The organism is Gordonia sp. (in: high G+C Gram-positive bacteria), from assembly GCF_049647785.1.
In the GTDB taxonomy this organism is placed as follows: domain Bacteria; phylum Actinomycetota; class Actinomycetes; order Mycobacteriales; family Mycobacteriaceae; genus Gordonia.
The window spans coordinates 118,986-143,885 of sequence record NZ_JBARYI010000094.1 but is presented as its reverse complement, the minus strand read 5'-3'; the positions used below and the strand labels follow the sequence as shown (position 1 = coordinate 143,885).

The window sequence follows — 24,900 nt, the reverse complement described above, 5'->3', positions numbered from 1 at the left end:
GGCCCGGGCCGATGCCCGCGAACTCGATGACGCGGACGCCCGCGAGCGGGCCGGAGCGGCCGGAGGGCTGGCGCGAGGGAGTAGTCATGAGGGTCGAAACTCCGATCTTCGGTCTCATTGGGGACCGGTGAGTGGCACGTATCACTGAACGTTCGTCACCTTACATAGGTGTCGAAATAGGACTCGTGGGGTCGGTGGTTCGGAAGGTGATGGCGGGTCCTGGAAATTGGTGCCCGGTTCAGTTCGTTGGTCCCCGGGTTCAATTCTTTGGGGGCTGTCTACTCCCGATTGCGTGTCCGGATCGGTATCGTGGTCGCAATGAGACCGGCGACCGAATTGGCGTCCCGGACGTGGCGCGAACTAGTTGAAGCGAAACCGTTGCTAGTGGTGCCCGTTGGGTCCCTTGAGCAGCACGGGCCGCATCTGCCGTTAAACACCGACGCGCAGATCGCGGTCGCCGTCGCGCGCAAAGCTGTTGGTGCGCTTACTGATTCGGGCGAAGTGCTGATGGCCCCCGAAATCACCTATGGTGCGTCGGGTGAACACGAAGGATTTCCCGGCACCATCTCGATTGGTCGCGAGGTGCTCGAATTAATGCTGCTTGAGTTCGGTCGCAGTGCGATGCGGTGGGCACCCAAGGTGGTCTTCGTCAATGCCCACGGTGGCAATGCGCACGCCGTCGCCGCGGCCGTTGCCCGACTCCGTTACGAGGGTCGCGACGCGGCCTGGTTCCCGTGCGGCTTCCCCGGGGCCGACCCCCATGCCGGGCAGACCGAAACCAGCGTGATGTTGGCGCTGGCACCGTCGGGCGTGCACCTCGACCGCGCCGAGGTGGGCAATACCGCACCGGTCGGCGAACTTCTGGAATCGATGCGCGCGGGTGGGGTTGCGGCGGTGTCGTCGAACGGGGTGCTTGGCGATCCGACCACCGCGGTCGCAGACCGCGGCACCGACTTGCTCGACGGGCTCGCCGCCTCGCTGGCGCAGTCGTTGCAAAGCTGGACCGTCGACGAGGCGGGGAGACTTCGGTGACCCCTCCACCGATCAAGGACCTACCTGTCGGCTTCCAAGTGCAGATTGATCAGCGGTGTGTGCAGCGCGGCGACCTTCGCAACCTCATTGGCGGGTCGCCTCTGCGGGTCCTGAAACTGTCCGACGCCGCGCTCGGCATGACCTCCGACGACGGCCGGATCGAGGTGTGCGACGCCGGTACGCGCAGCCTGGCGCGGACGCTGCTGGAGGCCGGGATCGCGCAGCCGCGCCCCATGCGCGGCCCCGGCGAAGACGACGTGACGGTCGTTATTCCGGTGCGCGACAATCAATCTGGCGTCGACCGACTGATTGCCGCGTTGCCGGGACTGAAGGTGATTGTCGTCGACGACGGGTCGCCGGTTCCAGTGACTGTCCCCGGAAGCGATCTGGTTCAGCTCATCCGATTCGATGTCAACGCGGGGCCCGCCGCAGCCCGCAACGCTGGCTTTGATGCGGCCACCACCGGCTTTGTTGCGTTCCTCGACTCGGATACGGTGCCGCGGGGCGACTGGCTGATGATGCTCCTGAGTCACTTTTCGGATCCGGCGGTCGGGATTGTGGCGCCGCGCATTGTCGGCTTCGGCGACGACAGCAAAGACACCGTCGCCGCCTACGCGAATCGCTACTCGTCGCTCGATATGGGGCCGCGTGAAGGTTTGGTCCGCCCGGGTACGTCGCTCGCGTACGTGCCGAGTGCGGCGATGGTGGTTCGACGCGAAGCCTTTAGTCGGTTTGACGAGTCGCTCCGGGTGGCCGAAGACGTCGACCTGTGTTGGCGCACCAACGCCGACGGTTGGACCGTCCGCTACGACCCGATCGCGCACGTCGGGCACGACCATCGGGAGTCGTTGGGGGCGCTGCTCGACCGCCGCCGCTTCTATGGGACGGGTGCCGCCGAGCTCGCCAGCAGGCACGGTGCCCTTGCTGCCCCGGTCATGATGAGCGTGCCGATTGCGGCGGCCGTGCTCGCGCTGCTGTCGCGCACCAAGATTGGTTTGTTGATCACGACGCTCCTGTCCGGATGGATCTTCACTCGAATTCGTAAGCCGCTCAACGGAGTTCCGCAGCGGGATGTGATTGCCGCCCGCAACGTGGGCCGCGCCTTGGGCTTCGGTGTTTTGCAGATTTGGTCGGCAGCGCTGCGGCACTACTGGCCGGTCTCGCTGGTGTGCCTGCTGGTGTCGGGCCGCTTTCGGCGGTGGTTTATTCAGGCGGCGGTTGCCGAGGCCGCCGTGATGTGGCTGCGGTCGCGGATGGATGAGCCGGCGTCTCCGATGGTCGATCCGATCGGTTTCTCGGTGATTCACCGACTCGATGACTTCGCGTACGGACTCGGTCTGTGGCAGGGGGCAGTATCGCGTCGGGATTTCTCGGCCTTGCGCCCGGTCATCAAGTCCTGACTCCCATGCACGGTTCAGCGTTCGCGACAGCCGATGTGGTGGTTGTGGGTGCGGGCAGCGCGGGCTGTCTTGCCGCGGAACGACTTTCGCGGGATTCCGACCGTCAGGTGCTGCTGCTCGACGCGGGCCCCGCAGCGTTCCCCGAATGGGAGCAAACCAGACTTGATCGGCTACCGATTTCTCCGGGTGCACCGAGGACGGTGCGGTTTCCGGAATTGCGCGGCAGGGATGTGGTTCGCGGTGGTGGGCTCGGCGGTTCGTCGACCATCAACGGCGGCTACTTTCTGCGTGGGCACCGACACGATTACGACAGTTGGCCGTACCCGCAGGCGCGCATCGACGCCGTGCTCGACGAACTCGATGGTGGCGACGCCGGCGGGGGCGCGATGTCGGTCAGTGCCTTCGACGATGCCGAGTTGGGTTCGGTCGCATCGGCTTTCGACGCCTACTGGCGACGGCGCGGGCCCGCCAGCGATGGTGGGGCGTGGCCGATTATCGGACTCAATCGGGTGCGGAGCAATCGGGCCGACGGCGGTCGCTTCACTGCCGCTGACGCGTTCCTTGCCGAGCCGCGGCCCAACCGGAGGGTGATCGGTGGCGCGGCGGTGACGGAGATCGTCGTACGTGGTGGTCGTGCTAGCGGGGTGCAGACCGCTCGCGGTCGGGTCGACGCTGGGACTGTCGTACTGGCGGCGGGCACGCTGGGTTCAGCTGCGCTGGTGCTGCCCATCATCGGGGGCGAACTCACGGTGTTTGAACACGCGGAACGGCTGGTCCGCTTTCGCCCGCGCCGCGAGGTCACCGCACCGGCCCTGCTGCAAACCGTTCTTCACACCGAGAATCGACTCGAGATCCGCTGCTATGGCAACGATTTCGCCGCGTTCATCGACGGCGTCCCCGCTGCCGGCATTCCCATCGGCGTCGCCGATATGGGGACGGGGGTTGTCGGGACCCTGCGGTGGGACGGCGCGCTGCAGGTCGACCTCGGTGAACCCGATGCGGCGTCGTACACCCGGATCGACGCCGGTGTCGGGATCGTTGAGGCGATGCTCGCGGCCCCCGACTTTGCCGACCTGGTGGAACCGGGATCGGTGACGGTCGACCCCACGTTTGGCTTGTCCTCGCACGCGTGGGGTGCCCTCGCGACCGCCCCGCGTATCGACGGACTGACCGTTGTTGACGGGTCCGTTCTGGCCTCGCCCTTGCGGTCGGGACCGCACCTGAGCGTGATGGCCGGAGCGGCGCTCATCGTCGAGCAACTGTGAAACCAAATAGACGCGGCACCCGACGGAAATGTCGGGTGCCGCGCTAGTTGGTTTCGGTGGAATGATCAGAAGAGCGTGCGCCAGTAGTCCCAGAACTTGACGGTCGCCATCGCAATCACGACCACGTAGAACAACGGCAAGATCAGCCACATCGTCTCGCGGACCGACCGTCCGCGTTCGGTATCGGGCAGTACCCGCGACAGACTCAAGATCAGCACGATCGGCGTGATCGTCCAGACCACCATGCAGTACGGGCACAAGGCGTGGATGCGGTAGATGCTCTGGAAAATCAGGTATCCGACGAAGACAACGCCAAAAGCGCTGCCGACGGCCTGACCTGCCCACCACCAGCGTGGCAGTTTGATGCGGCCAATCGACAGCACGGCAGTCACAATGATGACGGTGAATGCTGGCAGGCCCAGGAGCGGATTCGGAAATCCGAAGAACTTGCCCTGTTCAGTGACCATTACTGATCCACACGAGATGACCGGATTAATGCTGCACGCCGGGACAAACGTCGGGTCAATCAGGATCTGGATGCGGTCCAAGGTGAGCGCAATCCCGGCGGCCAGGCCGAGGATGCCGCACACCAGGAGGACCCACGCCGCGACGGTGGAGACGGGGCGCAGTTGTGTCCAGAAGCTTCCGGCTGCGACCGCGTCGTCGGGCGCTGTCTCGGTGACGACCACGGGCCCCGGGTCGGTGGCCAGATCTTTGGCGTCGTCGCTCATGGCGTTACTTCGCGGCCACAGCGGCATCAACCGCCGCGGTCAGCGATGCCGGATCCTTGGCTTCGAGGGGTTTGCCATTAAGAGTGACGAACGGCGTGCCGGTGAAGCCGGGGGTCTCCATAACGGTTTGCGTCTGGGTGGCGACCCACTTGCCGAACTGCTTGTCGGAGATGCACGTCTTTACGCCTTCGACGCCAGCGTCGTTGGCCATTTTGTTGAGTTCGCCGTCGTCGAAGCCCGCGCTGCCCTCGGGGCGCTGGTTCACGAAGAGGCTGTTGTGGAAGGCGAGCCACTTGCTCTTGTCGCCGTCCTTACCAATGGATTCGGCAACGCAGAGGGAGGCGTTCATCGCGTTTGTCGAGTACGAGGTCTGACCGCGGTCAAGGAAGGCGATGGGCCGGTAGTCGACGGCGACGTCCGCACGCTTGCCGAGTTCGGTCAGGGTCTGGCCCGACGACTGCTCGAAGGCTCCGCAGGCCGGGCACTGGAAGTCTTCGACGACCGTGACGACGGCCTTGGGTTCGGTATTTGCGGGTGCGCCGGTGATCCGGATGGAACCGTTGTCGGTCAAGACGGTTGGCACGTCGGTGCCGCCGGTCGCAGAGTCCTCCGAGTTGGAGCTGATCGCCCAGAACGCGACGATGGCCGCGAGGATAATCAGCACGACGACCGACAGGATCTTCCACATCAGGGAACGGCGGCGATCGGCCTGCCTGGGGTCGATGACGGTCCGCTTGTTCTGCGCCACGATTGACTTCCTCCGGTAGGTCTCAAGGAGTTCCGGGCATGGAGGTGCCCAGACATTTCTGGTGCAACCCTACTTGCCGTCTCCTAAGAAACGCATTACAGAGGTGATGATTAGGGTCCAAAGCTACCGGGGTAGGAGCTTTTCGACCTGTTCGAGAAGGGTGCTCACGGACCGTATGTCCACGTCTTGACCATTCAGCATCACGGTCGGGGTGCCGCTAAATCCGGGCTGATCCATGGTGTTCGAGGTGGTCTCGGCGACCTCCGCGGCGTACCTCTTCGACGTAATACAGTCGGCGACGCCGTTGGCACCTGCAGCTTTTGCCAGAGCGATGAGGTCGGCGTCGGGGAGGCCGCGGCCGCCTTCGCTGGGCTGCTTCGTGAACAGCGACTCGTGGAACTTCAGCCACGTATCTTGGCGCGCGGTGTTGTCACCGGGACGATTCCACACGCAATGCGAAGCATTCGCCGCCCGAGATGAGTAGTCGTCGGAACTCATGCGGTCGAGGAACGAAATGATCCGGTAGTCGACGGCGGCACCGGGCAAGTTGGCGATGGTACCGAGCGTTTCGCGGTAGGCGCCCTCGAAGGCTTTGCATGCCGGGCAGGCGAGGTCTTCGATGATGGTGACGACGACGCGGGCGTTGTCGGACTCGCTGATACGGAATGCGCCGTCTGCCGTGATGGGCGCACCCGACGGTGACGACGTTGGTGTCGGTTGCGATGGGAAGAGGTCGGTGGAGGTCTCGGTCGATTCGCTGCCTGCGGCCTTGATGGCCGAGCCGTCCACGCTGCAGCCGGAAAGCAGTGCGACGGTGGCTGCAGCCCCTACCAGGGCAGTGCGGAAGCGCTTCATGCCGGAGTTACCCAGGTGGTGATGTCGCAGTGGACGACCTCGGTGCCCGCGGTGTCGAGAATGCGGATTGCGATCACGACATCGGTGCCTTCGGTGATCTCGTCGAAGAGCACTGGTTCGGCGAGTTCAGCATGAGCAGTCAGACGCGTGCCTGCTTTTGCCAGATACTGGGTGTTCATTGCCTTGGGGATCCAGCGATGGGTGGTCGGGACGGTCGACTCCATCAGCATCCCCATGGCGGTCTCGGCTAGATTGCATGCCGCGATCGCGTGGAAGGTGCCGACGTGGTTGTGGACGCCGAACCAGTTGGGGGCGGACACCCGGCAGTATCCGGGCGTCATCTCTTCCACGAGCGGAAGGATGGTTCCGAAGTATGGAACGCGGGCCACCATGCCGAGGCTGAACAAGGCATTACCAATGCGTCCCGCAGGGAGTTTCTTGCGCATCGCGTACGTCGGACTCAACTTGGTTTGCGAGCCGTTGGTGTGGTCAGTCATGCTCGCAAGGCTAATAGGTATCTGTTACTCGCGGTAGCCGTCACTTGTGGGGCTTGAAGATGGGCGACGCGACGGACCTGTGACGAACGCCTCGCTTCGGCGAGGAAAGGGGATTTGATGTCGCCGGGACGCTGGTGCATACTATTCAGGTTGCCTCGCGTAGAGGCGTACAAACTTCCAGGACCGCTAAACGCGGCGCTGGGCGTGTAACGCGGAACCACCTCGGTGGAGAATTCGGATCATTTGGTCCGAAGGACCGGTCCGACACGCCCGACCGCGGGTGCCGGAGGCTCAGTCGGCAATTGCTGACAGCCGGACGAAAGACCGGCACGTACAACGACAGTAGAACAGCGTCGATCCGCCAAATGTCATATGGCGTGGTCATGTGGCATCAGTTGCCGCTCGTGCATTTTGTGTACGGGTGTGAAGTCACGCGGTGTTCTGCTCTCGAGAGATGATCAGACGGAAGAGGACACAGCGTGGCGGGACAGAAGATCCGCATCAGGCTCAAGGCCTACGACCACGAGGCGATCGACGCTTCTGCGCGCAAGATCGTGGAGACCGTGACCCGCACGGGTGCACGCGTGGTCGGGCCGGTGCCATTGCCGACCGAAAAGAATGTGTACTGCGTTATCCGTTCGCCGCATAAGTACAAGGACAGCCGCGAACACTTCGAGATGCGCACTCACAAGCGACTCATCGACATCCTCGACCCGACGCCGAAGACGGTTGACGCGCTCATGCGTATCGACCTCCCGGCCAGTGTCGACGTCAATATTCAGTGACGGGGGATTGGACTAAATGAGCAATCAGAAAGCAACCAAGGGCATCCTGGGCACCAAGCTCGGTATGACTCAGGTTTTCGACGAAAACAACCGGGTCGTCCCGGTCACCGTTATCGCGACCGGCTCCAATGTCGTCACTCAGCTGCGTACTGCAGACCGTGACGGCTACACGGCAGTTCAGCTCGCCTACGGTGCCATCGACCCCCGCAAGGTAAACAAGCCGGTTTCCGGTCAGTTCGCCAAGGCCGGAGTTACCCCGCGCCGCCACCTCACCGAGATTCGTGTCAATGACACCTCGGCCTTCGAGGTTGGTCAGGAGCTGGGCGCTGACATCTTCACCGACGGTGTGAAGGTCGACGTCACCGGCATTTCCAAGGGCAAGGGCTTCGCCGGCGTCATGAAGCGTCACGGCTTCGCCGGTCTGGGTGCCAGCCACGGTACGCACCGCGTTCACCGTTCGCCGGGTTCCATCGGCGGCTGTGCAACTCCCGGTCGTGTCTTCAAGGGCACCCGCATGGCAGGTCGCATGGGCTCCGACAAGGTGACCACGCAGAACCTCACCATCCACAAGGTGGATGCTGAAGCCGGCCTGCTGTTGATCAAGGGCGCGATCCCCGGCCGCAAGGGCGGCATCGTGGTGGTCCGCGACGCAGTGAAGGGTGGCGCCAAGTGAGCACCGAAACCGCAACCAAGCTGACGCTCGACGTCCGCAATGCCGATGGCAGCGTCAACGGAACCGTTGATCTGCCCGCCGAGATCTTCGATGCGACCGCAAGCATTGCGCTCATGCATCAGGTTGTCGTCGCCCAGCAGGCCGCAGGCCGTCAGGGCACGCACTCCACGAAGACTCGTGGCGAGGTCGCTGGCGGTGGCGCAAAGCCTTACCGCCAGAAGGGCACCGGTCGCGCCCGTCAGGGTTCGATCCGCGCTCCGCAGTTCGCTGGCGGTGGCACTGTCCACGGTCCGCAGCCGCGTGACTACACACAGAAGGTGAACAAGAAGGTCAAGGCTGCTGCACTGCGCGGCGCCGTGTCCGACCGTGCTCGTAACGAGCGCATCCACGTGGTCACCGAACTCGTTGCCGGCCAGGTGCCGTCGACCAAGGCTGCCCGCAAGTTCTTGGAGCTGCTGAGCACGCGCCGTAAGTTCCTCGTCGTGCTGTCCCGTGAGGACATCACCGGCTGGAAGAGCGTCGCGAACTTGGACAACGTCCTGCCGATCGCGCCGGATCAGCTCAACACCTACGACGTCCTCGACTCGGATGAGGTCGTGTTCAGCGTTGAGACTCTGAACGCCTTCATCGAGCAGAACCAGAAGAAGGAGGCCTAGGAATGGCTACGCAGGCAGACCCGCGTGACATCATCCTGGCGCCGGTGATCTCGGAGAAGGCTTACGGGCTGATCGAAGACAACGTGTACACCTTCTTGGTGCACCCGGAGTCGAACAAGACTCAGATCAAGATTGCCATTGAGGCGATCTTCGATGTGACGGTCACCAGCGTCAACACCGCCAATCGTCAGGGCAAGCGCAAGCGCACCCGCTCGGGCTTCGGCAAGCGCAAGAACACCAAGCGCGCCATCGTGACGCTGTCCGCTGACAGCAAGCCCATCGAGATCTTCGGGGGCGCGGTCTCCTGACCGCCCGCGAAGAAGAGTAGGTACTAATTCTCATGGCAATTCGTAAATACAAGCCGACGACCCCCGGTCGCCGCGGTTCGAGTGGTGCCGACTTCTCTGAGGTCACCCGCTCGCACCCGGAAAAGTCGCTGGTGCGCCCGCTGCACAGCACTGGTGGTCGCAACGCACACGGTCGTATCACCACCCGTCACCGCGGTGGCGGTCACAAGCGCGCCTACCGTCTGATCGACTTCCGTCGTAACGACAAGGACGGCATCAACGCCAAGGTCGCGCACATCGAATACGACCCCAACCGCACGGCGCGCATCGCGCTGCTGCACTACGTGGATGGGGAAAAGCGCTACATCCTGGCGCCGAAGAACCTGAAGCAGGGCGACGTCGTCGAGTCGGGCGCGAACGCCGACATCAAGCCGGGTAACAACCTGCCGTTGCGCAACATCCCGACCGGTACCCAGATCCACTGCGTGGAGCTGCGTCCGGGCGGCGGTGCCAAGATGGCTCGCTCCGCCGGTGCTTCGATCCAGCTGTTGGGCAAGGAAGGTCCGTACGCGACCTTGCGTATGCCTTCCGGTGAAATCCGTCGCGTCGACGTGCGCTGCCGCGCATCGGTCGGCGAGGTCGGCAACGCCGAGCAGTCGAACATCAACTGGGGTAAGGCCGGCCGCATGCGCTGGAAGGGCAAGCGTCCTACCGTCCGCGGTGTTGTGATGAACCCGGTCGACCACCCGCACGGTGGTGGCGAGGGCAAGACTTCGGGTGGTCGCCACCCGGTCAGCCCGTGGGGTAAGCCTGAGGGCCGCACCCGCAAGACCAAGGCCAGCGACAAGATGATCGTCCGTCGCCGTCGTACCGGCAAGAACAAGCGATAATAGGAGGAGGTAAAAAATGCCACGCAGCCTGAAGAAAGGCCCGTTCGTCGACGACCACCTCCTGAAGAAGGTGGATGTTCAGAACGAGAAGGGCACCAAGCAGGTCATCAAGACCTGGTCGCGCCGCTCGACCATCATCCCCGACTTCATCGGTCACACCTTTGCAGTCCATGATGGCCGCAAGCACGTGCCCGTGTTCGTGTCGGACTCGATGGTGGGACACAAGCTGGGCGAATTTGCACCCACCCGCACCTTCAAGGGTCACATCAAGGATGACCGGAAAGCGAAGCGCCGGTAATCATGACTACTGAGACTGAGAACGTGCAGAGCGCACGGGCGACTGCGAAGTTTGTTCGCGTCACCCCGATGAAGGCACGCCGCGTGATCGACCTGGTCCGCGGTAAGAACGTGGACGAGGCACTCGATATCCTGCGGTTTGCTCCGCAGGCCGCGAGCGAGCCCGTTTACAAGGTGCTGGCTAGCGCGATTGCTAACGCCGAGAACAATGTCGGTCTGGATCGTCGGACCCTCGTGATCTCGGAAGCTTTCGCTGATGAAGGTCCGACCCTCAAGCGGTTCCAGCCGCGTGCACAGGGCCGTGCCTTCCGTATCCGCAAGCGCACCAGCCACATCACCGTGGTTGTGTCGGCTGTGGAAAAGAGCAGCGGAAACGGCCGTCGTAAGCAGCAGCCGAAGACGAAGGGAGCCTAACCGTGGGCCAGAAGATCAACCCGCACGGCTTCCGGCTGGGCATCACCACTGACTGGAATTCGCGTTGGTACGCCGACAAGCAGTACGCGGAATACGTCAAGGAAGATGTCGCCATCCGCAAGCTGTTGAGCACCGGGCTCGAGCGCGCAGGTATCTCGAAGGTTGAGATCGAGCGCACCCGTGACCGCGTCCGCGTCGACATCCACACCGCCCGTCCGGGCATCGTCATCGGTCGCCGTGGCGCCGAAGCCGATCGCATCCGTGGCGACCTGGAGAAGCTGACGGGCAAGCAGGTTCAGCTGAACATCCTCGAGGTCAAGAACCCCGAGGCTGACGCTCAGCTCGTCGCACAGGGTGTGGCCGAGCAGCTCAGCAACCGTGTTGCTTTCCGTCGCGCCATGCGCAAGGCCATTCAGTCGGCCATGCGTCAGCCGGGCGTCAAGGGCATCCGAGTCCAGTGCTCGGGTCGTCTTGGCGGCGCGGAAATGAGCCGCAAGGAGTTCTACCGCGAAGGTCGCGTGCCGCTGCATACGCTGCGCGCCGACATCGACTACGGGCTCTACGAGGCACGCACCACCTTCGGCCGCATTGGCGTGAAGGTGTGGATCTACAAGGGTGACATCGTCGGCGGCCGTCGTGAGCTGGCCGCTGCTGCACCTGCCGAGGACCGCCGCGGTCCGCGTCGTCCGAGCCGTCCGCGCCGCGATGCGCGTGCCGGCCAGGGCGGTCGTCCCGAGGCGGCGCAGGCTACTGAAGCAAGCGCAGCTGCGCCTGCTGAGGCTGCTGCGCCGGCGGAAAACCAGGAGGGCTGAGGCCATGTTGATCCCTCGCAGGGTCAAGCACCGCAAGCAGCACCACCCCAGCCTTAAGGGCCGGGCCAAGGGCGGAACCAAGGTCACTTTCGGTGACTACGGCATCCAGGCTTTGGAAGGTGCATACATCACCAACCGTCAGATCGAGTCTGCTCGTATCGCGATCAACCGCCACATCAAGCGTGGCGGCAAGGTCTGGATCAATATCTTCCCGGACCGCCCGATCACGAAGAAGCCTGCCGAAACCCGCATGGGTTCCGGTAAGGGTTCGCCCGAGTGGTGGGTGGCCCCGGTTAAGCCGGGCCGCGTGCTGTTCGAGATGAGCTACCCCAATGAGGAGACCGCTCGCGAGGCCCTGCGCCGCGCACAGCACAAGCTCCCCATCAAGACCCGTATCGTGACCCGAGAGGAGCAGTTCTGATGGCACTCGGAGTTGCAGCAACTGAGCTCCGCGAGCTCAGCGATCCCGACCTGGTCGCGCGCCTCAAGGAATCGAAGGAAGAGCTCTTCAACCTTCGCTTCCAGATGGCAACCGGTCAGCTCGACAACAATCGCCGTCTGCGTACCGTGCGTCGCGAAATCGCGCGCATCTACACGGTCATGCGTGAGCGTGAACTGGGCCTGGCGTCCGGACCGGAGGGTGAAGACGCATGAGTGAGGACCAGAAGGTGAACACCGAAGATCGCGCCAGCCGCAAAGAGCGGATCGGCTACGTCGTCAGTGACAAGATGACCAAGACCATCACGGTCGAGCTGGAAGATCGCAAGAGCCACCCGCTCTACGGCAAGATCATCCGCAAGACCAGCAAGGTCAAGGCGCACGATGAGGAGCAGGTGGCCGGCATTGGCGACCGCGTCCGCATCATGGAAACCCGACCCCTGTCGGCAACCAAGCGCTGGCGTCTCGTCGAGGTGCTCGAGAAGGCTAAGTAGGCCCGATCGGCGCTTCACAGCGACGAACTAAACAAACAAACCGCCCGTTCCCGGAGAAGTCCGGGAACGGGCGGTTTGTTGCTTTTGGTTTGATGAACGACCAGGCATCATCGGTACCGGGAGATCACGTCGCGGCCTCAAGCCAACGGGCCGCAGCCGTTGATTGTCTGAATGGGCGAGAGCTATGAGGCTATTGTGATCATCTATCCATTCTTTGGAGGGCACTATGCAAACACTCTCCGTACTGGTTCCCGCGTTTAACGAAGAGGCGTCGATTGCGGCATGCCTGGACAATCTGCTGAACCAGACTCATCCAATCGACGAGATTGTCGTCATCGACAATGGGTCCACTGACTCAACCGCGAGCGTCGTCAAGACGTACGTGGATCACTACGGTGGCGCGTGTACCGCTAGCGGGTTTGCCCGGGTGAGGTTAGTGTCGGAGCCCGCCAAAGGGGTGGTTGAAGCGGTGGCAACTGGATTTTCCACGGCCAGCGGAGAGATCATCGGTCGCACCGATGCAGACAGCCTCGTGACGGCCAATTGGGCGGAAGCGATGATGGATTTCTTCAGCGACCCAGAGAACACCGACTACGGTGCAATCACGGGTCTGGTGATGTTGTCGGACGGACCAGCACGTGAGCGATTATTGGCAATGCAGACTAAGGCGGCGGCGAAGTTCGCCGAAGGGCGCGACATTGAATCGCTTGCGGGCGCCAACCTTGCGATGCGCCGAGAATGTTGGGAACTAGTCAGCGACAAGTTGACCCGAAGGCCAGACATTTGGGATGACCTCGACCTCTCGCTTGCGCTTGCTGAGCAGGGGGTCCGGAGTAGATTGCATCCCGGAATGGTCGTGGACACCTCCGGTCGGCAACTGCGGTTTTCACCGGTCCGGAACTGGCACTATTTGTCGGGCGGCGTCCGGACTGCGAAAGCGCGCGGAAATGACGTCGCCTTGCGTCGGATGCGACTGGACCTGCCATTCCGGCTCATCATGGCGTTCTTCCTTTGGATCGTCCTGCGACCCTGGGATAACGACAGCAAAACGTGGCGACCGCACCGCCTGTTTGTGCCGCTGGAACGTGAGCGTGCATTGATCACAACTGGCCGAGATTTGGGCGGTAGTGATTCGGCAGCACCACCGCCAACCGGCTGATGGAAAGTGCTGTGCGCGAATGCAATCCTCTCGATCGGATGGCACTTGTTAGGCTAGCTGAGGGCTGGGGAGTCGCATCTGTGGCGCAGAGGTTGGGTCGAACGTGTCGGGTATTTGCACCTTGTCGAATGCCTGTACGGTCGGTCGATTCTGCGTTTTGGCCATGGAGTTAGTGGAGGAAACGCATGTGGGAACGTACGCCCGGTAGTGAAACGACTGGTCCCAGACATTCTCGGATCGTGTCTGATCCATTGCGAGACACGATGCCCTGGGTTCCCGAGGACGATCCAGTTCTCAAGGAGTTGCGCGCGTGGCGAACGGAACTCAGTGGCGTAGAGACACCGTCCCCTCCCGAATCCGCGACCTTGCCGGCGCCTGCCGAACGTATTGACGTCCAACGAGTCTCGCCGCCAACCCATCCGATGTGGGATGTCCTGTCGCCTCGGACAGTCGACCCGATCGAACTAGTATCCGATCGAGCCGAAGCAGTCTCGAACGCGGCGGCCCGTACGGTTGCTTTTCCCAGCCTGCCGGTCGAGGCGGCAGCGAGCGCCCAGTCGGCCAACGGGTTCGCGATTGAGGCATCGAATCTCCATAAGCGATTCGGGGATGTGGTCGCAGTCCACGACGTCAGCTTCGCGGTGCCGAAGGGGCGGATCGTAGCGCTTCTGGGGCCGAATGGTGCCGGGAAGACGACCACGGTCAATATGCTCTGTACGTTGCTGAAGCCTGATGGCGGTTCGGCGCACGTCGCTGGCCATGATGTGGCGGGCGATGCCCCAGCTGTCCGACGCTCAATAATGCTGACCGGGCAGTTTGCGGCGCTTGATGAATCACTGACGGGCAGAGAAAACCTCGTGCTGTTCGGGCGTCTCCTTGGGATGTCGAAGAAGCGTGCGACGGCGCGAGCCGACGAACTGCTCGCCGAGTTTGGATTGACCGATGCTGCCGGTCGGCGGGTGATGCAGTATTCGGGCGGTATGCGTCGGCGAATCGATATCGCCTGTGGTCTTGTGACCCAACCCGAGGTGGTCTTTCTCGATGAGCCGACCACGGGACTTGATCCACGCAGTCGACAAGACGTGTGGAATATTGTGGAACAACTGCGTGATTCTGGGGTGACGATCCTGCTCACGACGCAGTATCTCGAAGAGGCCGACATGCTGTCGGACCGCATCGTCGTTATCGACGGAGGTCGTGTCATTGCCGAAGGTACGTCAGATGAATTGAAGGCTGAGACCGGTGCTGCGTACTGCGAGATCACACCGGCGCATCCGGCATACCTGCCTCGCCTGAGGGCGAAACTCCGCGACATGATGGGAGCGGTAGAACGGGAAGAATCCTCAGGCACGGTATCGATTCCCGCGCCGAACGGCCCGAAGACATTGGCGGAAGTGATGCGACGGACCGAGGCGGCAGAGATCCCACTGGCGGATATTGCGTTGCGTAGGCCGTCGTTGGACGAGGTGTTTCTCGCGCTGACCGCCGACCGATCGGCACCGTCCTCACACGTATTGGACGAATCCGAGTGACTGGCACGACTCCGGGTCGAGCGCCTCAACTGGTGCAGGAAAGGCGCGCTGCCGGGGGTGCCTTGTATCTGCGTCAATGGTGGACATTGACCGTGCGGGGACTTCTCACGGTGCTTCGGAACGGCGAATTCGTATTTGCTTTCATTGCCCCCGCGTTCGTCGCGGTTTGCTTCTACATCCCGCTTCGCAAGGTGATGGATTCGTCGCCGAACATGGATTACGCAACCTTCCTGACTCCGATCATCCTCTTGATGTCGATTAGCTTCGCTGCGACTTCTGCTGCCATGCGCTCGGCGTTCGATGTCAAGGAGGGGATCAACGCACGATTTCGAGTTCTGCCGATGCCGGGCGCGGTGCCGTTCCTTTCGCGGCAAGCCACCAACACGGTGCTGCTCGTCGTGTCGCTCGTGTGCAGCGGGATCGCTTGCTTGTTGATCGGTTGGCGACCGTCCGGCGGTGTTCTCGGGACCATCGGATTGTTTGGCGTTGCACTCCTAATTGGAGCGCTCCTATCGCTGCTATCAGATGGGGTCGGCCTGGTCGCGGGAAGTCCTGAGGCTACGAGTCAAATGCTCGGCTTGCCGACAATGATTCTTGGCATGGTGTCGACCGGTTTTGTGCCCGAGGCGCAGTTCCCAGAATGGATCCGCGGATTTGCCCGAAATCAACCGATTTCTCAGTTCGTTTCGGTGATGAGGGCGGCGGACTCGCCACTTCCGCTGACTTGGTCGACGGTGCAGGCCTCTGTCTGGTGGAGCGTCGGACTTGCGATCGCGGCCGGGGCACTGCTCGTTAAGGGCTCACGAAAGGTGGCGGGATGACATTCGCGATAGCGACCGAAATTCCGGTGGTTGACGGTCCTCCGGAAGGATCGTCCCGCGCTTGGATTCGTGGTTCCGTAATTCTGGCCGCGCGGCAGGTCCTTGTCTATGTTCGGGACGTCCCGACGGTGCTCCAGTCTTTCGTCATCCCGGCGATCTCGATGGTTCTGCTGAAGGTTGTCCTCGGGGATGCGGTCGGTTCCGCTACTGGGCAAAACAGCTTGTATGGCACTGTGCCGCTGATGATTCTTGTCGGTGCGATGAGCGGGTCGATGGTTTCGGCCGTGCGGTTGAACAAGGAAGGTTCGACGGGGTTGCTGGCCCGCCTCTACGTGTTGCCAATCAATCGTGCTGCGGACCTTACGGCGAGGGTAGTTGCCGAGGTGATCCGAATCTTCGTGCTGACGATCGTCCTGTTGGCTGTCGGATATGCCATGGGATTCCGCTTCGAGCAGGGGGTGCTCGGTGCCTTGGGGCTGATCGCGGTCCCGGTGATCTTCGGTGGTGCCTACGCGGTGTTCGGGTTGGCGCTCGCAGTGAACTCCCCGCCGGGGGCTCCATTGGTCCAGTACTTGGGTCTCCTAATGAGCGTTCTCATGTTCTTCAATTCTGGCTTCTCGCCGGTTGATGCGTACCCGGGTTGGATGCAACCGATAGTCGCGAACCAGCCGATGACTCCCGCGATCGACCTCATGCGGTCGTTCGCGGTGGGTGGACCCATAACAATCGCGTTGGTGAAGGTTGCAATTTGGACCGTTGTCCTCGTTGCCTGCAGTCTTTACCCCGCTTTACGCGGCTATCGGAAGGCTGCGACAGGTCACTGACATGCACATTTGCTCGTTGAGGGCGGCACGGTGAACGATGGGTAAAGGCATCGTTGCGATGTCGCGAAGACACGCTGCAGCTATATTAGATTGGTCTTAAGGTGCTGCTGGGGTTCAGGGGGCGGTCGGCAATTAACACGGAGAGAGTTGCCAGGACGGGGAGTTGATTTTGTGAAGATCGCTGGAGTCGTAGGGGGTCAACGCGAAATGTTGCCGTTGACCGCCGCCCAGCACGGGATGTGGTTCGCCGAGAGTCTGTCGCCCGACTATTCGGTAAACATCGCCTACTACCTGAGCATTCGGGAAGACGAAGGCGTCTCCCTCCGCTCCGATTTGCTCGCGGATTGCGTCATCGCTGCGTGTCGAGAATTCGAGTCGCCATATACCCGATTGGTCGATATTGACGGAATTCCAATGCAGGTTGTGGATCCGACCATGGACATGCCAGTGCGGCGAGTCGACTTCCGGAATGCGCCAGATCCGATGTCGGCCGCGAAATCATGGATGAATCACGACTACCAGGCCAATGTTGACTTACTGGTTGGGCCATTGGCATCAATCGCATTGCTCAGGGTCCACGACGATCACACCTTGCTTTATGTGCGGGGTCACCACATTCTGCTCGACGGTTATTCGTCCCTGACCAGCTTGCTTTCGGCGTTGCAGCGCTACAATGCCGCACGTGCCGGGGTGGATTTTTCGCCGACGCGGCACGCCGATCTGGCGGCATTGGTCGCAGACGATGAGGCGTATCGATCTGGTCCTCGTCGAGAGCGCGACCGCCAGTACTGGATGGAACACGCGGCTGGACTTCCGGAGCGCGTGAGCCTTGCCCGCCACGATCGGACGGTAGCGCTGGCTCCTCAGAATGTGGTGGCGGGGGATTGGTTGAGTGCCGAACTGCAAGAGCAGATTGAGCGACTCGCCAAGGACTCGGATTGTTCTGTTGCCGCGCTGTTGGTGGCGGCCTTCGCAGCCTTCATGGCGCGGATGACAGGCACCGATGATGTCGTCATGAGCTTGCCCGTCACCGGCCGTGCGACCGCAGCCATTAAGAATGCTGGCGGCATGCTTTCCAATATGCTCCCGGTTCGCGCGCGCGACGTCTCACAGGTATCGATGGGTGACTTGGTGCGCCAAGTTCAGAACGAGATGATCGGGGCGTTGCGTCACCAGCGGTACAGATTTGAGGACATTCGATTAGACGCAGGCATGGGCGAAGGCAACAGCTCATCGTTCGGGCCGATCGTCAACATGATGTTTTTCGACAAGCCAATCGAGCTGAGCGGGGCCAAGGTAAGCTACCATATTCTGTCCTCAGGGATCCTGGAGGATTTGCGGCTTAACCTGTACCAATCCGCGCCGGGTGCGCAACTGGCAGTAGATTTGCACGGCAATCCGAATCTGTATGACAACGCAGAGTTGGAGTCCCACGTTGGTAGGTTCATCGCTTTCATCCCGCGGCTACTAGGCGACTTCGATCGTCCGATTGGTGAGATCGACCTGCTCATGCCGGAGGAATCGGCGGATCTCTGTGCCATGGGGCGCGGGGAGACAACCTCAGGCGAGGACTCAGTCAAGACAGTCCTCGAATTAGTCGACCAAGCAATTGCAGCTTATCCGGATCTAGTGGCGCTCCAGTCCGACGATACCGAGCTAACTTACCGAGAATTTGGTGAACGTCGCGAAACGCTGATGGCGCGTCTCCGTGCCGACGGGGTAGGCGCCGGTTGCCGCGTGGCGGTAAATCTGGAGCGGGGAATCGGGCAGGTTATTGCAATCCATGCGGTTATCGCGTGTGGAGCGGCGTATGTCCCGGTCGACGTCGAACTACCGGTCGGCAGGCGTGCGGTTATTATCGGCACCGTCGCGCCGGCGGTCATCATCGACGACGATTACCTGGCCTCGATCGGCGATCAGGTGGGCGACAGTGGTTCAAGAGAGATCGGCCCAGTTCATCCAGGAACTGGGGCCTATGTCATTTTTACTTCGGGTTCTACAGGGACTCCCAAGGGCGTCGAGGTCAGCCATGGAGCGTTGCGGAACAGGCTGCAATGGATGCAGGACCACTACCCCATCGGGCAGAGCGACGGCGTACTTTACAAGACCCCGTTCACCTTCGACGTGTCCGTTTGGGAGCTCATCTGGCCGCTTACCAGGGGGGCGCGCATGGTCATCGCTCGCCCCGGTGGTCACCGCGACCCCACGTACCTAGTCGAGCTGATTCGCCGTGGCGGGGTTACAACGCTGCATTTCGTGCCGTCGATGTTGGAACTTTTCGCGGACAGCGGCGAGGTCCTGCCTAATCACGTAGCCACAGTCTTCGCCTCGGGTGAGGCTTTGAGCCCGACATTGGCGAATGCCATCGCCGAGCGATCGGCGGCGCGGATCGTCAACCTCTACGGTCCAACTGAGGCTGCAATTGATGTCACCGAGTACGTGGTTGTACCGGGTGACGATGAGATCCCGATTGGTAAACCAGTGCCGAACACTGAGGTGCTGGTGCTCGATAATCACCTGCGCCAAGTACCTGTAGGAGTGGCTGGCGAACTGTACCTAGCGGGTGACCAGCTAGCTATCGGGTACATCACGAGGCCGGACCTGACAGCCGACCGGTTCGTCTCCAATCCGTACGGCGAGAGCGGGACGAGGATGTACCGCACGGGCGACCTGGTGAGCAGGCGTGCGGATGGAAACATCCTGTACCTCGGCCGAACCGACTTCCAGATTAAGATTCGGGGCCAGCGCGTTGAGCTCGGCGAAATCGAAGGGGTCTTGCGCGACAGTCCGGAGGTTGAGGCGGTCGTAGCGTTGGCCCGAACCGGACCGACCGGCGGGCCGATTGTGGTGGCATACGTGCGCCTGCGGTCGGAAACCGAGACGAGGCTTGAGGAGTTGAGTGCCCTATGTCGCCGCCAATTGCCTTCGCACATGGTGCCTGCTGCCATTGTTGTTGTTGACGAGTTTCCCGTCACGGACAATGGCAAACTCGATCGGAACGCCCTGCCAGAACCCTCGCTGACATCCAGTCGGGCAGAATACGTCGCCCCGCGGAATGCTGCCGAACATGCGTTGGCTGACCTTGTGTCGACGCTGCTGGGTTTGAATGAGACTCCGAGTGTGGTCGAGAACTTGTTCGCGCTCGGGGGTGATTCACTGTCGGCAGCACGACTGGTCTCCCGCGCGCGGCGTGAACTCGACATGAATTTCGGGCTTACCGAGATCTTCGATGGTGCAACACTCGCAGATCTGGCGAACCAATCTCGTGACGACTCGATCGCCAGTGGCTTATTCGGGGACGCGATCGACGGAATTCGCCCCGCGCAGATTCCCCTTTCCCCTTCGCAATCGCGGCTTTGGTTGGTCAACCGGATCGACCCGGATTCGGCGACCTACAACATGGCCGGCACGGTGACCTTCGAGAGTTCGATTGAGGTCGACGTCTTGCGCGCCGCGCTCCGAGATGTCATCGGTCGACACGAGCCATTGCGGACGACATTCCCCGCAGTCAACGGAGTGCCCGCGCAGCAGATTCTCCCCGTCGAGAGTATCGGGATTGAAGACTTAGTGAGCGTGCGCGAGGTCCCGTCCGATGGCCTCGACCGGGCACTGGTCGCTGAAGCATCACGAGGTTTCGATCTGACCACGGATCTGCCGATTCGGGCGACGGTCTTTTGTTCTGGTGACGCGTCGGCCGACACCCTCTTGATCGTCTTGCATCATATTGCCGGTGACGGGGCGTCGCTGGTACCGCTAACGCGCGATCTTTCGCTGGCATACGCCGCACGCGAGCAGGGACGGGCCGCGGAATGGCGTCCGCTCACCGGGCACTATGCGGACTACGCCATGGCGAGAAGGGCTGAGTTCGGTGACATCTCTGACCCCTCGTCGCGTGCATATCGCGACCTTGAGTTCTGGCGTGGCACGTTGCGGGGCTTGCCAGAACTCTTGGAGTTGCCGACGGATCGCCTGCGGCCACAAGTTGCCTCCGGACACGGAGATTACCGAACCCGGGTGCTTCCCCGCGATGTATCGAAGAGCGTGTTCGCACTCGCCGACCGCACCGGGTCGACGGGTTTCCTCGTCGCACATGCAGCCTTGGCCGTGGTGTTGGGGCGCATGGCGTCAACAGACGACGTCGCGATCGGGATTGCCGTTCACGGCCGGCAAGGTGCACCGGAACTCGATGACATGGTTGGCATGTTTGTCAACACCGTGGTGCTGCGCAGTCGGCTGGCCCACGGGTTGAGTGTGGCGGATTTTCTCATCGCCGGGCGACGCAGTTTCGGTGCGGCACTCGACCATTCCGAACTGCCCTTCGAAGACGTCGTCGCCGATGCGTCACCGCAGCGGTCGCTGGCGCACACACCGCTATTTCAGGTAGCGATGACGTGGCTGGACGACCCGATGAGCGACTCCGTAGCAGCGACGGCGCGACCTCTTCGACTCCCTGTCGCTAAGACTGACCTTGAAGTCGCGATCACCGTCCTGCCTGCTGAGGATGGTGACGACACACCCCAGATTGCTGTCGAGTTCGGCTACGCAACCGATCTGTTCGACGCCTCGACCATCGACCTGCTTGGCCAGTCTTTCGTGCGGGTGCTCGGCGAGATGGCCGCCAATGAGAACCGGTCGCTGGGCAGTTTGCAGCTGGAATCGGCGCTCCAGGAAGTCGTTCGGGGAGCCGAACCGGCGCAGTTAGCGACGATTCTGGAACGAGGTGCCATCGCCGCAAACCCAAAGTCAACCGCCATCACCTACGGTCGACAGTCGATCAGCTACGAAGTTCTCGGCCGCATTACCAATCAGTTGGCGCGGGTGCTCATTAATCGCGGGATCGGGCCGGGCGACGTCGTAGCGGTGGCAATCAGCCGCTCGGATAAGTCGGTTCTCGCGACACTTTCAGTGATCGCTGCGGGTGCGGCCTTCGTCCTGATCGATCCATTGCAGCCCAGAGCGCGGCAAACCGAAATGATCGTCGACTCGGGTGCGGTACTGGGCATTTGTGCTGAAGGCGCGACATTGGCCGAGGCACATGGATCGGTGCCGTGGCTGGATTTCGAGGGCCCCGAAATATCGGCCGCTTGGACTGAACTATCTGGAGCCAGGATCACAGATGCTGACCGTGTACGCCCGGTACAAATCGACGATGCTGCCTATTTGATCTTCACTTCGGGGTCGACAGGCCGTCCAAAGGCGACGGTGATCGGCCACCGCGGCCTCGCCAATTTTGCGGTAAATCTGCGCACTAATTTCCGAGCTGGACCGGGTGCGAGAGTCTTGCACGTGTCATCGCCGAGTTTTGACGCTTCAGTTCTTGAGCTAATGCTCGCGTTTTCGGCAGGTGCGGAACTGGTGGTGTCACCGGCTGACGTCTACGGCGGTGAAGCATTGACGGAGCTCATCGCGGAACGAAGGATCACGCACGCGCTGCTGACTCCAGCAGTGTTGGCAACAGTCGAACCGAAGGATGTTCCGTCGTTGACGACGGTACTTAGTGGCGGTGAAGCGATCCCAGAAGAGCTCGCTCGAGAGTGGGCGGGGCGCGGAAACGGCCAAATCTTTAACCTGTACGGGCCCACCGAAGCAACGGTGTGGGCTACCGCCGACGGCCCACTGGTGCCCGACGATCGTGTCACCATCGGATTGCCTCTGCCCGGTGTTCAGGCGCTCGTACTCGATTCGGCGTTGCTGCCCACTCCGATTGGAGTACCGGGTGATCTCTACCTCGCTGGGGATCAGCTGGGGCTCGGCTATTTGGGTCGCATGGCCCTGACCTCACGCAGCTTCGTGGCCAATCCATTCGCGACGGGCAAACGGATGTATCAGACGGGCGATCGTGTCACTCGCCTCCACGACGGTCGGCTCGTCTACAACGGGCGGATCGACTTCCAATTGAAGATCCGCGGTTTGCGTATCGAGCCGGGCGAAGTCGATGCAGTCATCGCTGCGCATCCCGAGGTCGATTCCGCAGTGAGCCTAGGAGTGCCCGGACGCGACGGCCAACTTGTCCTCGCCACGTACGTTTCGCTCCGACGAGGGGCCGATGCTGATGCGGATCGGTTGATGCAGTTTGCCCGCGCCAAGCTACCGAAGTACATGACACCCCAGGCGATTACGGTCCTGGATTCGTTGCCGGTGACTTCGGTCGGAAAAATCGATCGAAGGGCGCTGCCGCCGATAGATCTATCTTCGGATGTCGAGATCGTCGCGCCACGCAATGCCACCGAGTCCGTGGTTGCGGGCCTAATGGCGCAGATCCTGGGACTAGCTGAGATCAGCGTGACCGACAGTTTCTTCGAAATCGGGGGCAACTCCCTTTCCGCGACCAAACTGGTGTCGAGGCTGTCCGCGGTACTCGATCGACACGTGTCCGTGCGGGATGTTTTCCAAGCCCCGTCGCCAGCAGAGTTGGCTGCTGCCGTGGACTCGCTGCCGATGCTGAACGAGGACGGATCCACTTCCCCGATTGCCCCACTAACCGATGAGCGTCGTGCACAGGATCTGCCGGTCTCGTCGGCGCAACGAGGGATGTGGCTGTTAAACCAGGCCGATCCGGATTCTGCGGCGTACAACATCGGCTTGATATTTGATATTCGGGGCAACCTTCAGGTGGAGGCGTTGCGTGCCGCCGTCGCCGATCTCGTTGTGCGGCACGAGGCACTACGCACGGTGTATCCGAGCGTCGATGGTCTGCCCGTCCAGCGAATCATGTCACCGGAGGAAGCACTGCGCACTGTTCAGTTGCGGGTGGCCGACGATGTCGAAAACGTCGCGGAGACGGTCAACGGCCTCGCTTCTCGGGGCTTTACTCTGGCCGATCAACCACCGGTGCGACTGGACTTGTTGCCGGTAGTCACGAAGGACAGCGGAGGCGAGGCCGATTTCGTCCTCGCGTTCGTCGTCCATCACATTGCCGCAGATGGTGCGTCAATGGCACCGCTGGCTCGCGACCTCATGACTGCTTACGCCGCTAGAGCCGCGGGCGACAGGCCGACGTGGCTGCCGCTACCAATTCAATACGTCGACTATGCGGTTTGGCATGCCAACCGATTGGCGACGACGGACGCTGGTGGTCGCACCCGTCAGGAAGCAGAACTTGAGTATTGGCACGAACGGCTTTCGGATGCGCCCGAAGTCCTCGGTATTCCGGCTGACCGTCGGCGGCCCAAATCGCCGACGTTCACTGGCGGTCAGGTACCGGTCCACATCCCGGCGTCGCTCGCGACAGGAATTGACGCGATTGCCAGACGCGACGGTTCCACGATGTTCATGGTGCTGCATGCGGCTTTCGCGATATTGCTGCACCGCATAACCGGTCAGGAACAAATCGTGATCGGCACGCCCCACGCCGGACGCAGTGAACACGTCCTCGACGACGTCGTTGGAATGTTCGTTAATTCGGTTCCGCTTCACACTCGAGTGCGGCCGGACGACACCCTCGGTGAACTGCTGCGCAAGGTTCATTCCGACGACCTCAGCGACATGGCGCATTCCGATGTGCCATTCGAGGCGATCGTTGGACGAGTGGTCGGACGTCCGGCAGCATCACACAATCCGATTTTCCAGGTGATGTTCTCATTCCAGAATTTCGTGATTCCCGATCTGGAACTTGCGGATCTGCGGATCGTCGGCCGGGATCCGGAGGAGGTTGCGGCACAAGTCGACCTGCAATTGACGCTGCGGCCTCAAAGCGACTCGACAGGCAACTTGGAAGGGCGGTTCTCCTACGCGGTCGATCTGTTTGATCGCGACCGGGTCGAGAAGCTCGCCCAGCGCTACCTACGAGTCCTCGAGGCATTGGTGGCCGATGACTCGCTGGCGGTCGGGGATGTGGACATCCGCCTCGACGATGAACGCGACATCGCCGACGTCGTCGACGTAGAACCCGTCATGCTGTCGCTCCCCGAATTGATTTCACGGGCGACCGAAATTGCGCCGGGCACTGCCGCAGCATCTGATTCGGGAAACGCTCTGACCTTTGAGCAGATTCACGCGTCGCTGACCGCGATGGCAGCAGTCGTCGGCGACACAGACTCGGCATTGACGATGGTGCTGATGAGTTCCTTGCCTTCTCTCGCGGCCGCCGGTGCCGAGGCATTTGCCGCAATTCTCGAGCAGATCCGGACAAACGCCGAAACTGTTTTGGGCCTGGGATTGCGGGGAACTGATGGGGGTGGTCTTTCGGTAACGGGGATCCCCTGAGTTGAGATAGTCCTTGGGGGAGGAGTAGTCGCTGCGGGGTGCGCTAGCCAACTGGGTAAGTACAAGCACGACCGTCAAAGTCGTG

The 24,900-nt window shown here is 61.8% G+C and carries 23 protein-coding genes; 19 read left to right on the top strand and 4 right to left on the bottom strand.

The window, feature by feature from the left end:
* Nucleotides 1–318: 318 nt before the first annotated feature.
* The 3 genes from mftE to mftG are packed head-to-tail and all read left to right on the top strand — an operon-like array spanning nucleotide 319 to nucleotide 3,697.
* A complete protein-coding gene (gene mftE, locus WBA38_RS17065; RefSeq protein WP_424323169.1) occupies nucleotides 319–1,032 on the top strand; it encodes a mycofactocin biosynthesis peptidyl-dipeptidase MftE in 714 nt (237 codons plus the stop codon).
* Entirely contained in the window at nucleotides 1,029–2,432 is a 1,404-nt protein-coding gene (mftF, locus tag WBA38_RS17060; protein ID WP_424323168.1) for a mycofactocin biosynthesis glycosyltransferase MftF, read from the top strand. The genes mftE and mftF overlap by 4 nt, the downstream gene beginning before the upstream one ends.
* On the top strand, nucleotides 2,372–3,697 hold the full coding sequence (gene mftG, locus WBA38_RS17055) for a mycofactocin system GMC family oxidoreductase MftG (protein WP_424323167.1): 1,326 nt from the start codon (nucleotides 2,372–2,374) through the stop codon (nucleotides 3,695–3,697). The genes mftF and mftG overlap by 61 nt, the downstream gene beginning before the upstream one ends.
* A gap of 65 nt (nucleotides 3,698–3,762) precedes the next feature.
* On the opposite strand, the gene WBA38_RS17050 is transcribed toward mftG, so the two are convergent.
* The 4 genes from WBA38_RS17050 to WBA38_RS17035 form a co-directional block, all read right to left on the bottom strand.
* Nucleotides 3,763–4,428 (bottom strand): vitamin K epoxide reductase family protein, encoded by a 666-nt coding sequence (locus WBA38_RS17050; RefSeq protein ID WP_424323166.1) that lies wholly within the window; start codon nucleotides 4,426–4,428, stop codon nucleotides 3,763–3,765.
* A 4-nt stretch (nucleotides 4,429–4,432) separates the two neighbouring features.
* Entirely contained in the window at nucleotides 4,433–5,176 is a 744-nt protein-coding gene (locus WBA38_RS17045; RefSeq protein ID WP_424294958.1) for a DsbA family protein, read from the bottom strand.
* Nucleotides 5,177–5,299: 123 nt separating this feature from the next.
* The gene (locus tag WBA38_RS17040) at nucleotides 5,300–6,031 is read right to left on the bottom strand and encodes a DsbA family protein (RefSeq protein ID WP_424323165.1); all 732 of its coding nucleotides are present in this window, start codon (nucleotides 6,029–6,031) and stop codon (nucleotides 5,300–5,302) included.
* A complete protein-coding gene (locus WBA38_RS17035) occupies nucleotides 6,028–6,528 on the bottom strand; it encodes a hotdog fold domain-containing protein (protein WP_424323164.1) in 501 nt (166 codons plus the stop codon). Before WBA38_RS17035 ends, WBA38_RS17040 begins: the two co-directional genes overlap by 4 nt.
* A gap of 479 nt (nucleotides 6,529–7,007) precedes the next feature.
* Here WBA38_RS17035 and rpsJ point away from each other — a divergent pair, with 479 nt between their 5' ends.
* The 16 genes from rpsJ (at nucleotide 7,008) to WBA38_RS16955 (ending at nucleotide 24,815) form a co-directional block, all read left to right on the top strand.
* Nucleotides 7,008–7,313, top strand: a complete 306-nt coding sequence (gene rpsJ / locus WBA38_RS17030) for a 30S ribosomal protein S10 (RefSeq protein WP_003938093.1) — start codon at nucleotides 7,008–7,010, stop codon at nucleotides 7,311–7,313.
* Between the two features lie 16 nt (nucleotides 7,314–7,329).
* The gene (gene rplC, locus WBA38_RS17025) at nucleotides 7,330–7,986 is read left to right on the top strand and encodes a 50S ribosomal protein L3 (RefSeq protein WP_424294977.1); all 657 of its coding nucleotides are present in this window, start codon (nucleotides 7,330–7,332) and stop codon (nucleotides 7,984–7,986) included.
* The gene (gene rplD / locus WBA38_RS17020; RefSeq protein ID WP_424294978.1) at nucleotides 7,983–8,642 is read left to right on the top strand and encodes a 50S ribosomal protein L4; all 660 of its coding nucleotides are present in this window, start codon (nucleotides 7,983–7,985) and stop codon (nucleotides 8,640–8,642) included. The genes rplC and rplD overlap by 4 nt, the downstream gene beginning before the upstream one ends.
* 2 nt (nucleotides 8,643–8,644) lie before the next feature.
* Nucleotides 8,645–8,950, top strand: coding sequence for a 50S ribosomal protein L23 (gene rplW / locus WBA38_RS17015; RefSeq protein ID WP_424294980.1), 306 nt, complete (start codon nucleotides 8,645–8,647; stop codon nucleotides 8,948–8,950).
* Nucleotides 8,951–8,982: 32 nt separating this feature from the next.
* A complete protein-coding gene (rplB, locus tag WBA38_RS17010; protein ID WP_424294982.1) occupies nucleotides 8,983–9,819 on the top strand; it encodes a 50S ribosomal protein L2 in 837 nt (278 codons plus the stop codon).
* Nucleotides 9,820–9,835: 16 nt separating this feature from the next.
* A complete protein-coding gene (rpsS, locus tag WBA38_RS17005; RefSeq protein WP_045823701.1) occupies nucleotides 9,836–10,117 on the top strand; it encodes a 30S ribosomal protein S19 in 282 nt (93 codons plus the stop codon).
* A 2-nt stretch (nucleotides 10,118–10,119) separates the two neighbouring features.
* Nucleotides 10,120–10,530, top strand: a complete 411-nt coding sequence (rplV, locus tag WBA38_RS17000; RefSeq protein ID WP_424323163.1) for a 50S ribosomal protein L22 — start codon at nucleotides 10,120–10,122, stop codon at nucleotides 10,528–10,530.
* Nucleotides 10,531–10,532: 2 nt separating this feature from the next.
* On the top strand, nucleotides 10,533–11,342 hold the full coding sequence (gene rpsC, locus WBA38_RS16995; protein ID WP_424323162.1) for a 30S ribosomal protein S3: 810 nt from the start codon (nucleotides 10,533–10,535) through the stop codon (nucleotides 11,340–11,342).
* Nucleotides 11,343–11,346: 4 nt separating this feature from the next.
* Entirely contained in the window at nucleotides 11,347–11,763 is a 417-nt protein-coding gene (gene rplP, locus WBA38_RS16990) for a 50S ribosomal protein L16 (RefSeq protein ID WP_009681027.1), read from the top strand.
* The gene (gene rpmC / locus WBA38_RS16985) at nucleotides 11,763–11,996 is read left to right on the top strand and encodes a 50S ribosomal protein L29 (protein ID WP_424323161.1); all 234 of its coding nucleotides are present in this window, start codon (nucleotides 11,763–11,765) and stop codon (nucleotides 11,994–11,996) included. Before rplP ends, rpmC begins: the two co-directional genes overlap by 1 nt.
* Nucleotides 11,993–12,274 (top strand): 30S ribosomal protein S17, encoded by a 282-nt coding sequence (rpsQ, locus tag WBA38_RS16980; protein WP_424323160.1) that lies wholly within the window; start codon nucleotides 11,993–11,995, stop codon nucleotides 12,272–12,274. The genes rpmC and rpsQ overlap by 4 nt, the downstream gene beginning before the upstream one ends.
* Before the next feature lie 226 nt (nucleotides 12,275–12,500).
* Nucleotides 12,501–13,433 carry a glycosyltransferase gene (locus WBA38_RS16975; protein WP_424323159.1) on the top strand — a complete coding sequence of 311 codons (933 nt, stop codon included), beginning with the start codon at nucleotides 12,501–12,503 and terminating at the stop codon, nucleotides 13,431–13,433.
* Nucleotides 13,434–13,618: 185 nt separating this feature from the next.
* Nucleotides 13,619–14,965 carry an ATP-binding cassette domain-containing protein gene (locus WBA38_RS16970; protein ID WP_424323158.1) on the top strand — a complete coding sequence of 449 codons (1,347 nt, stop codon included), beginning with the start codon at nucleotides 13,619–13,621 and terminating at the stop codon, nucleotides 14,963–14,965.
* Nucleotides 14,962–15,786, top strand: a complete 825-nt coding sequence (locus tag WBA38_RS16965; RefSeq protein WP_424323157.1) for an ABC transporter permease — start codon at nucleotides 14,962–14,964, stop codon at nucleotides 15,784–15,786. Before WBA38_RS16970 ends, WBA38_RS16965 begins: the two co-directional genes overlap by 4 nt.
* Nucleotides 15,783–16,610: an ABC transporter permease gene (locus WBA38_RS16960; protein WP_424323156.1), complete on the top strand. Its 828-nt coding sequence runs from the start codon at nucleotides 15,783–15,785 to the stop codon at nucleotides 16,608–16,610. The genes WBA38_RS16965 and WBA38_RS16960 overlap by 4 nt, the downstream gene beginning before the upstream one ends.
* 171 nt (nucleotides 16,611–16,781) lie before the next feature.
* The gene (locus WBA38_RS16955) at nucleotides 16,782–24,815 is read left to right on the top strand and encodes an amino acid adenylation domain-containing protein (RefSeq protein WP_424323155.1); all 8,034 of its coding nucleotides are present in this window, start codon (nucleotides 16,782–16,784) and stop codon (nucleotides 24,813–24,815) included.
* The last annotated feature ends 85 nt before the right edge of the window (nucleotides 24,816–24,900 follow it).

What these genes read in the sequence shown, in the direction of transcription:
- mftE (WP_424323169.1), top strand. Translation starts at nt 319, where the DNA reads ATGAGACCGGCGACCGAATTGGCGTCCCGGACGTGGCGCGAACTAGTT.
- WBA38_RS17050 (WP_424323166.1), bottom strand. Translation starts at nt 4,428, where the DNA reads ATGAGCGACGACGCCAAAGATCTGGCCACCGACCCGGGGCCCGTGGTC.
- WBA38_RS17040 (WP_424323165.1), bottom strand. Translation starts at nt 6,031, where the DNA reads ATGAAGCGCTTCCGCACTGCCCTGGTAGGGGCTGCAGCCACCGTCGCA.
- WBA38_RS17035 (WP_424323164.1), bottom strand. Translation starts at nt 6,528, where the DNA reads ATGACTGACCACACCAACGGCTCGCAAACCAAGTTGAGTCCGACGTAC.
- rplC (WP_424294977.1), top strand. Translation starts at nt 7,330, where the DNA reads ATGAGCAATCAGAAAGCAACCAAGGGCATCCTGGGCACCAAGCTCGGT.
- rplW (WP_424294980.1), top strand. Translation starts at nt 8,645, where the DNA reads ATGGCTACGCAGGCAGACCCGCGTGACATCATCCTGGCGCCGGTGATC.
- rplB (WP_424294982.1), top strand. Translation starts at nt 8,983, where the DNA reads ATGGCAATTCGTAAATACAAGCCGACGACCCCCGGTCGCCGCGGTTCG.
- rpsS (WP_045823701.1), top strand. Translation starts at nt 9,836, where the DNA reads ATGCCACGCAGCCTGAAGAAAGGCCCGTTCGTCGACGACCACCTCCTG.
- rplV (WP_424323163.1), top strand. Translation starts at nt 10,120, where the DNA reads ATGACTACTGAGACTGAGAACGTGCAGAGCGCACGGGCGACTGCGAAG.
- rplP (WP_009681027.1), top strand. Translation starts at nt 11,347, where the DNA reads ATGTTGATCCCTCGCAGGGTCAAGCACCGCAAGCAGCACCACCCCAGC.
- rpmC (WP_424323161.1), top strand. Translation starts at nt 11,763, where the DNA reads ATGGCACTCGGAGTTGCAGCAACTGAGCTCCGCGAGCTCAGCGATCCC.
- rpsQ (WP_424323160.1), top strand. Translation starts at nt 11,993, where the DNA reads ATGAGTGAGGACCAGAAGGTGAACACCGAAGATCGCGCCAGCCGCAAA.
- WBA38_RS16975 (WP_424323159.1), top strand. Translation starts at nt 12,501, where the DNA reads ATGCAAACACTCTCCGTACTGGTTCCCGCGTTTAACGAAGAGGCGTCG.
- WBA38_RS16970 (WP_424323158.1), top strand. Translation starts at nt 13,619, where the DNA reads ATGTGGGAACGTACGCCCGGTAGTGAAACGACTGGTCCCAGACATTCT.
- WBA38_RS16960 (WP_424323156.1), top strand. Translation starts at nt 15,783, where the DNA reads ATGACATTCGCGATAGCGACCGAAATTCCGGTGGTTGACGGTCCTCCG.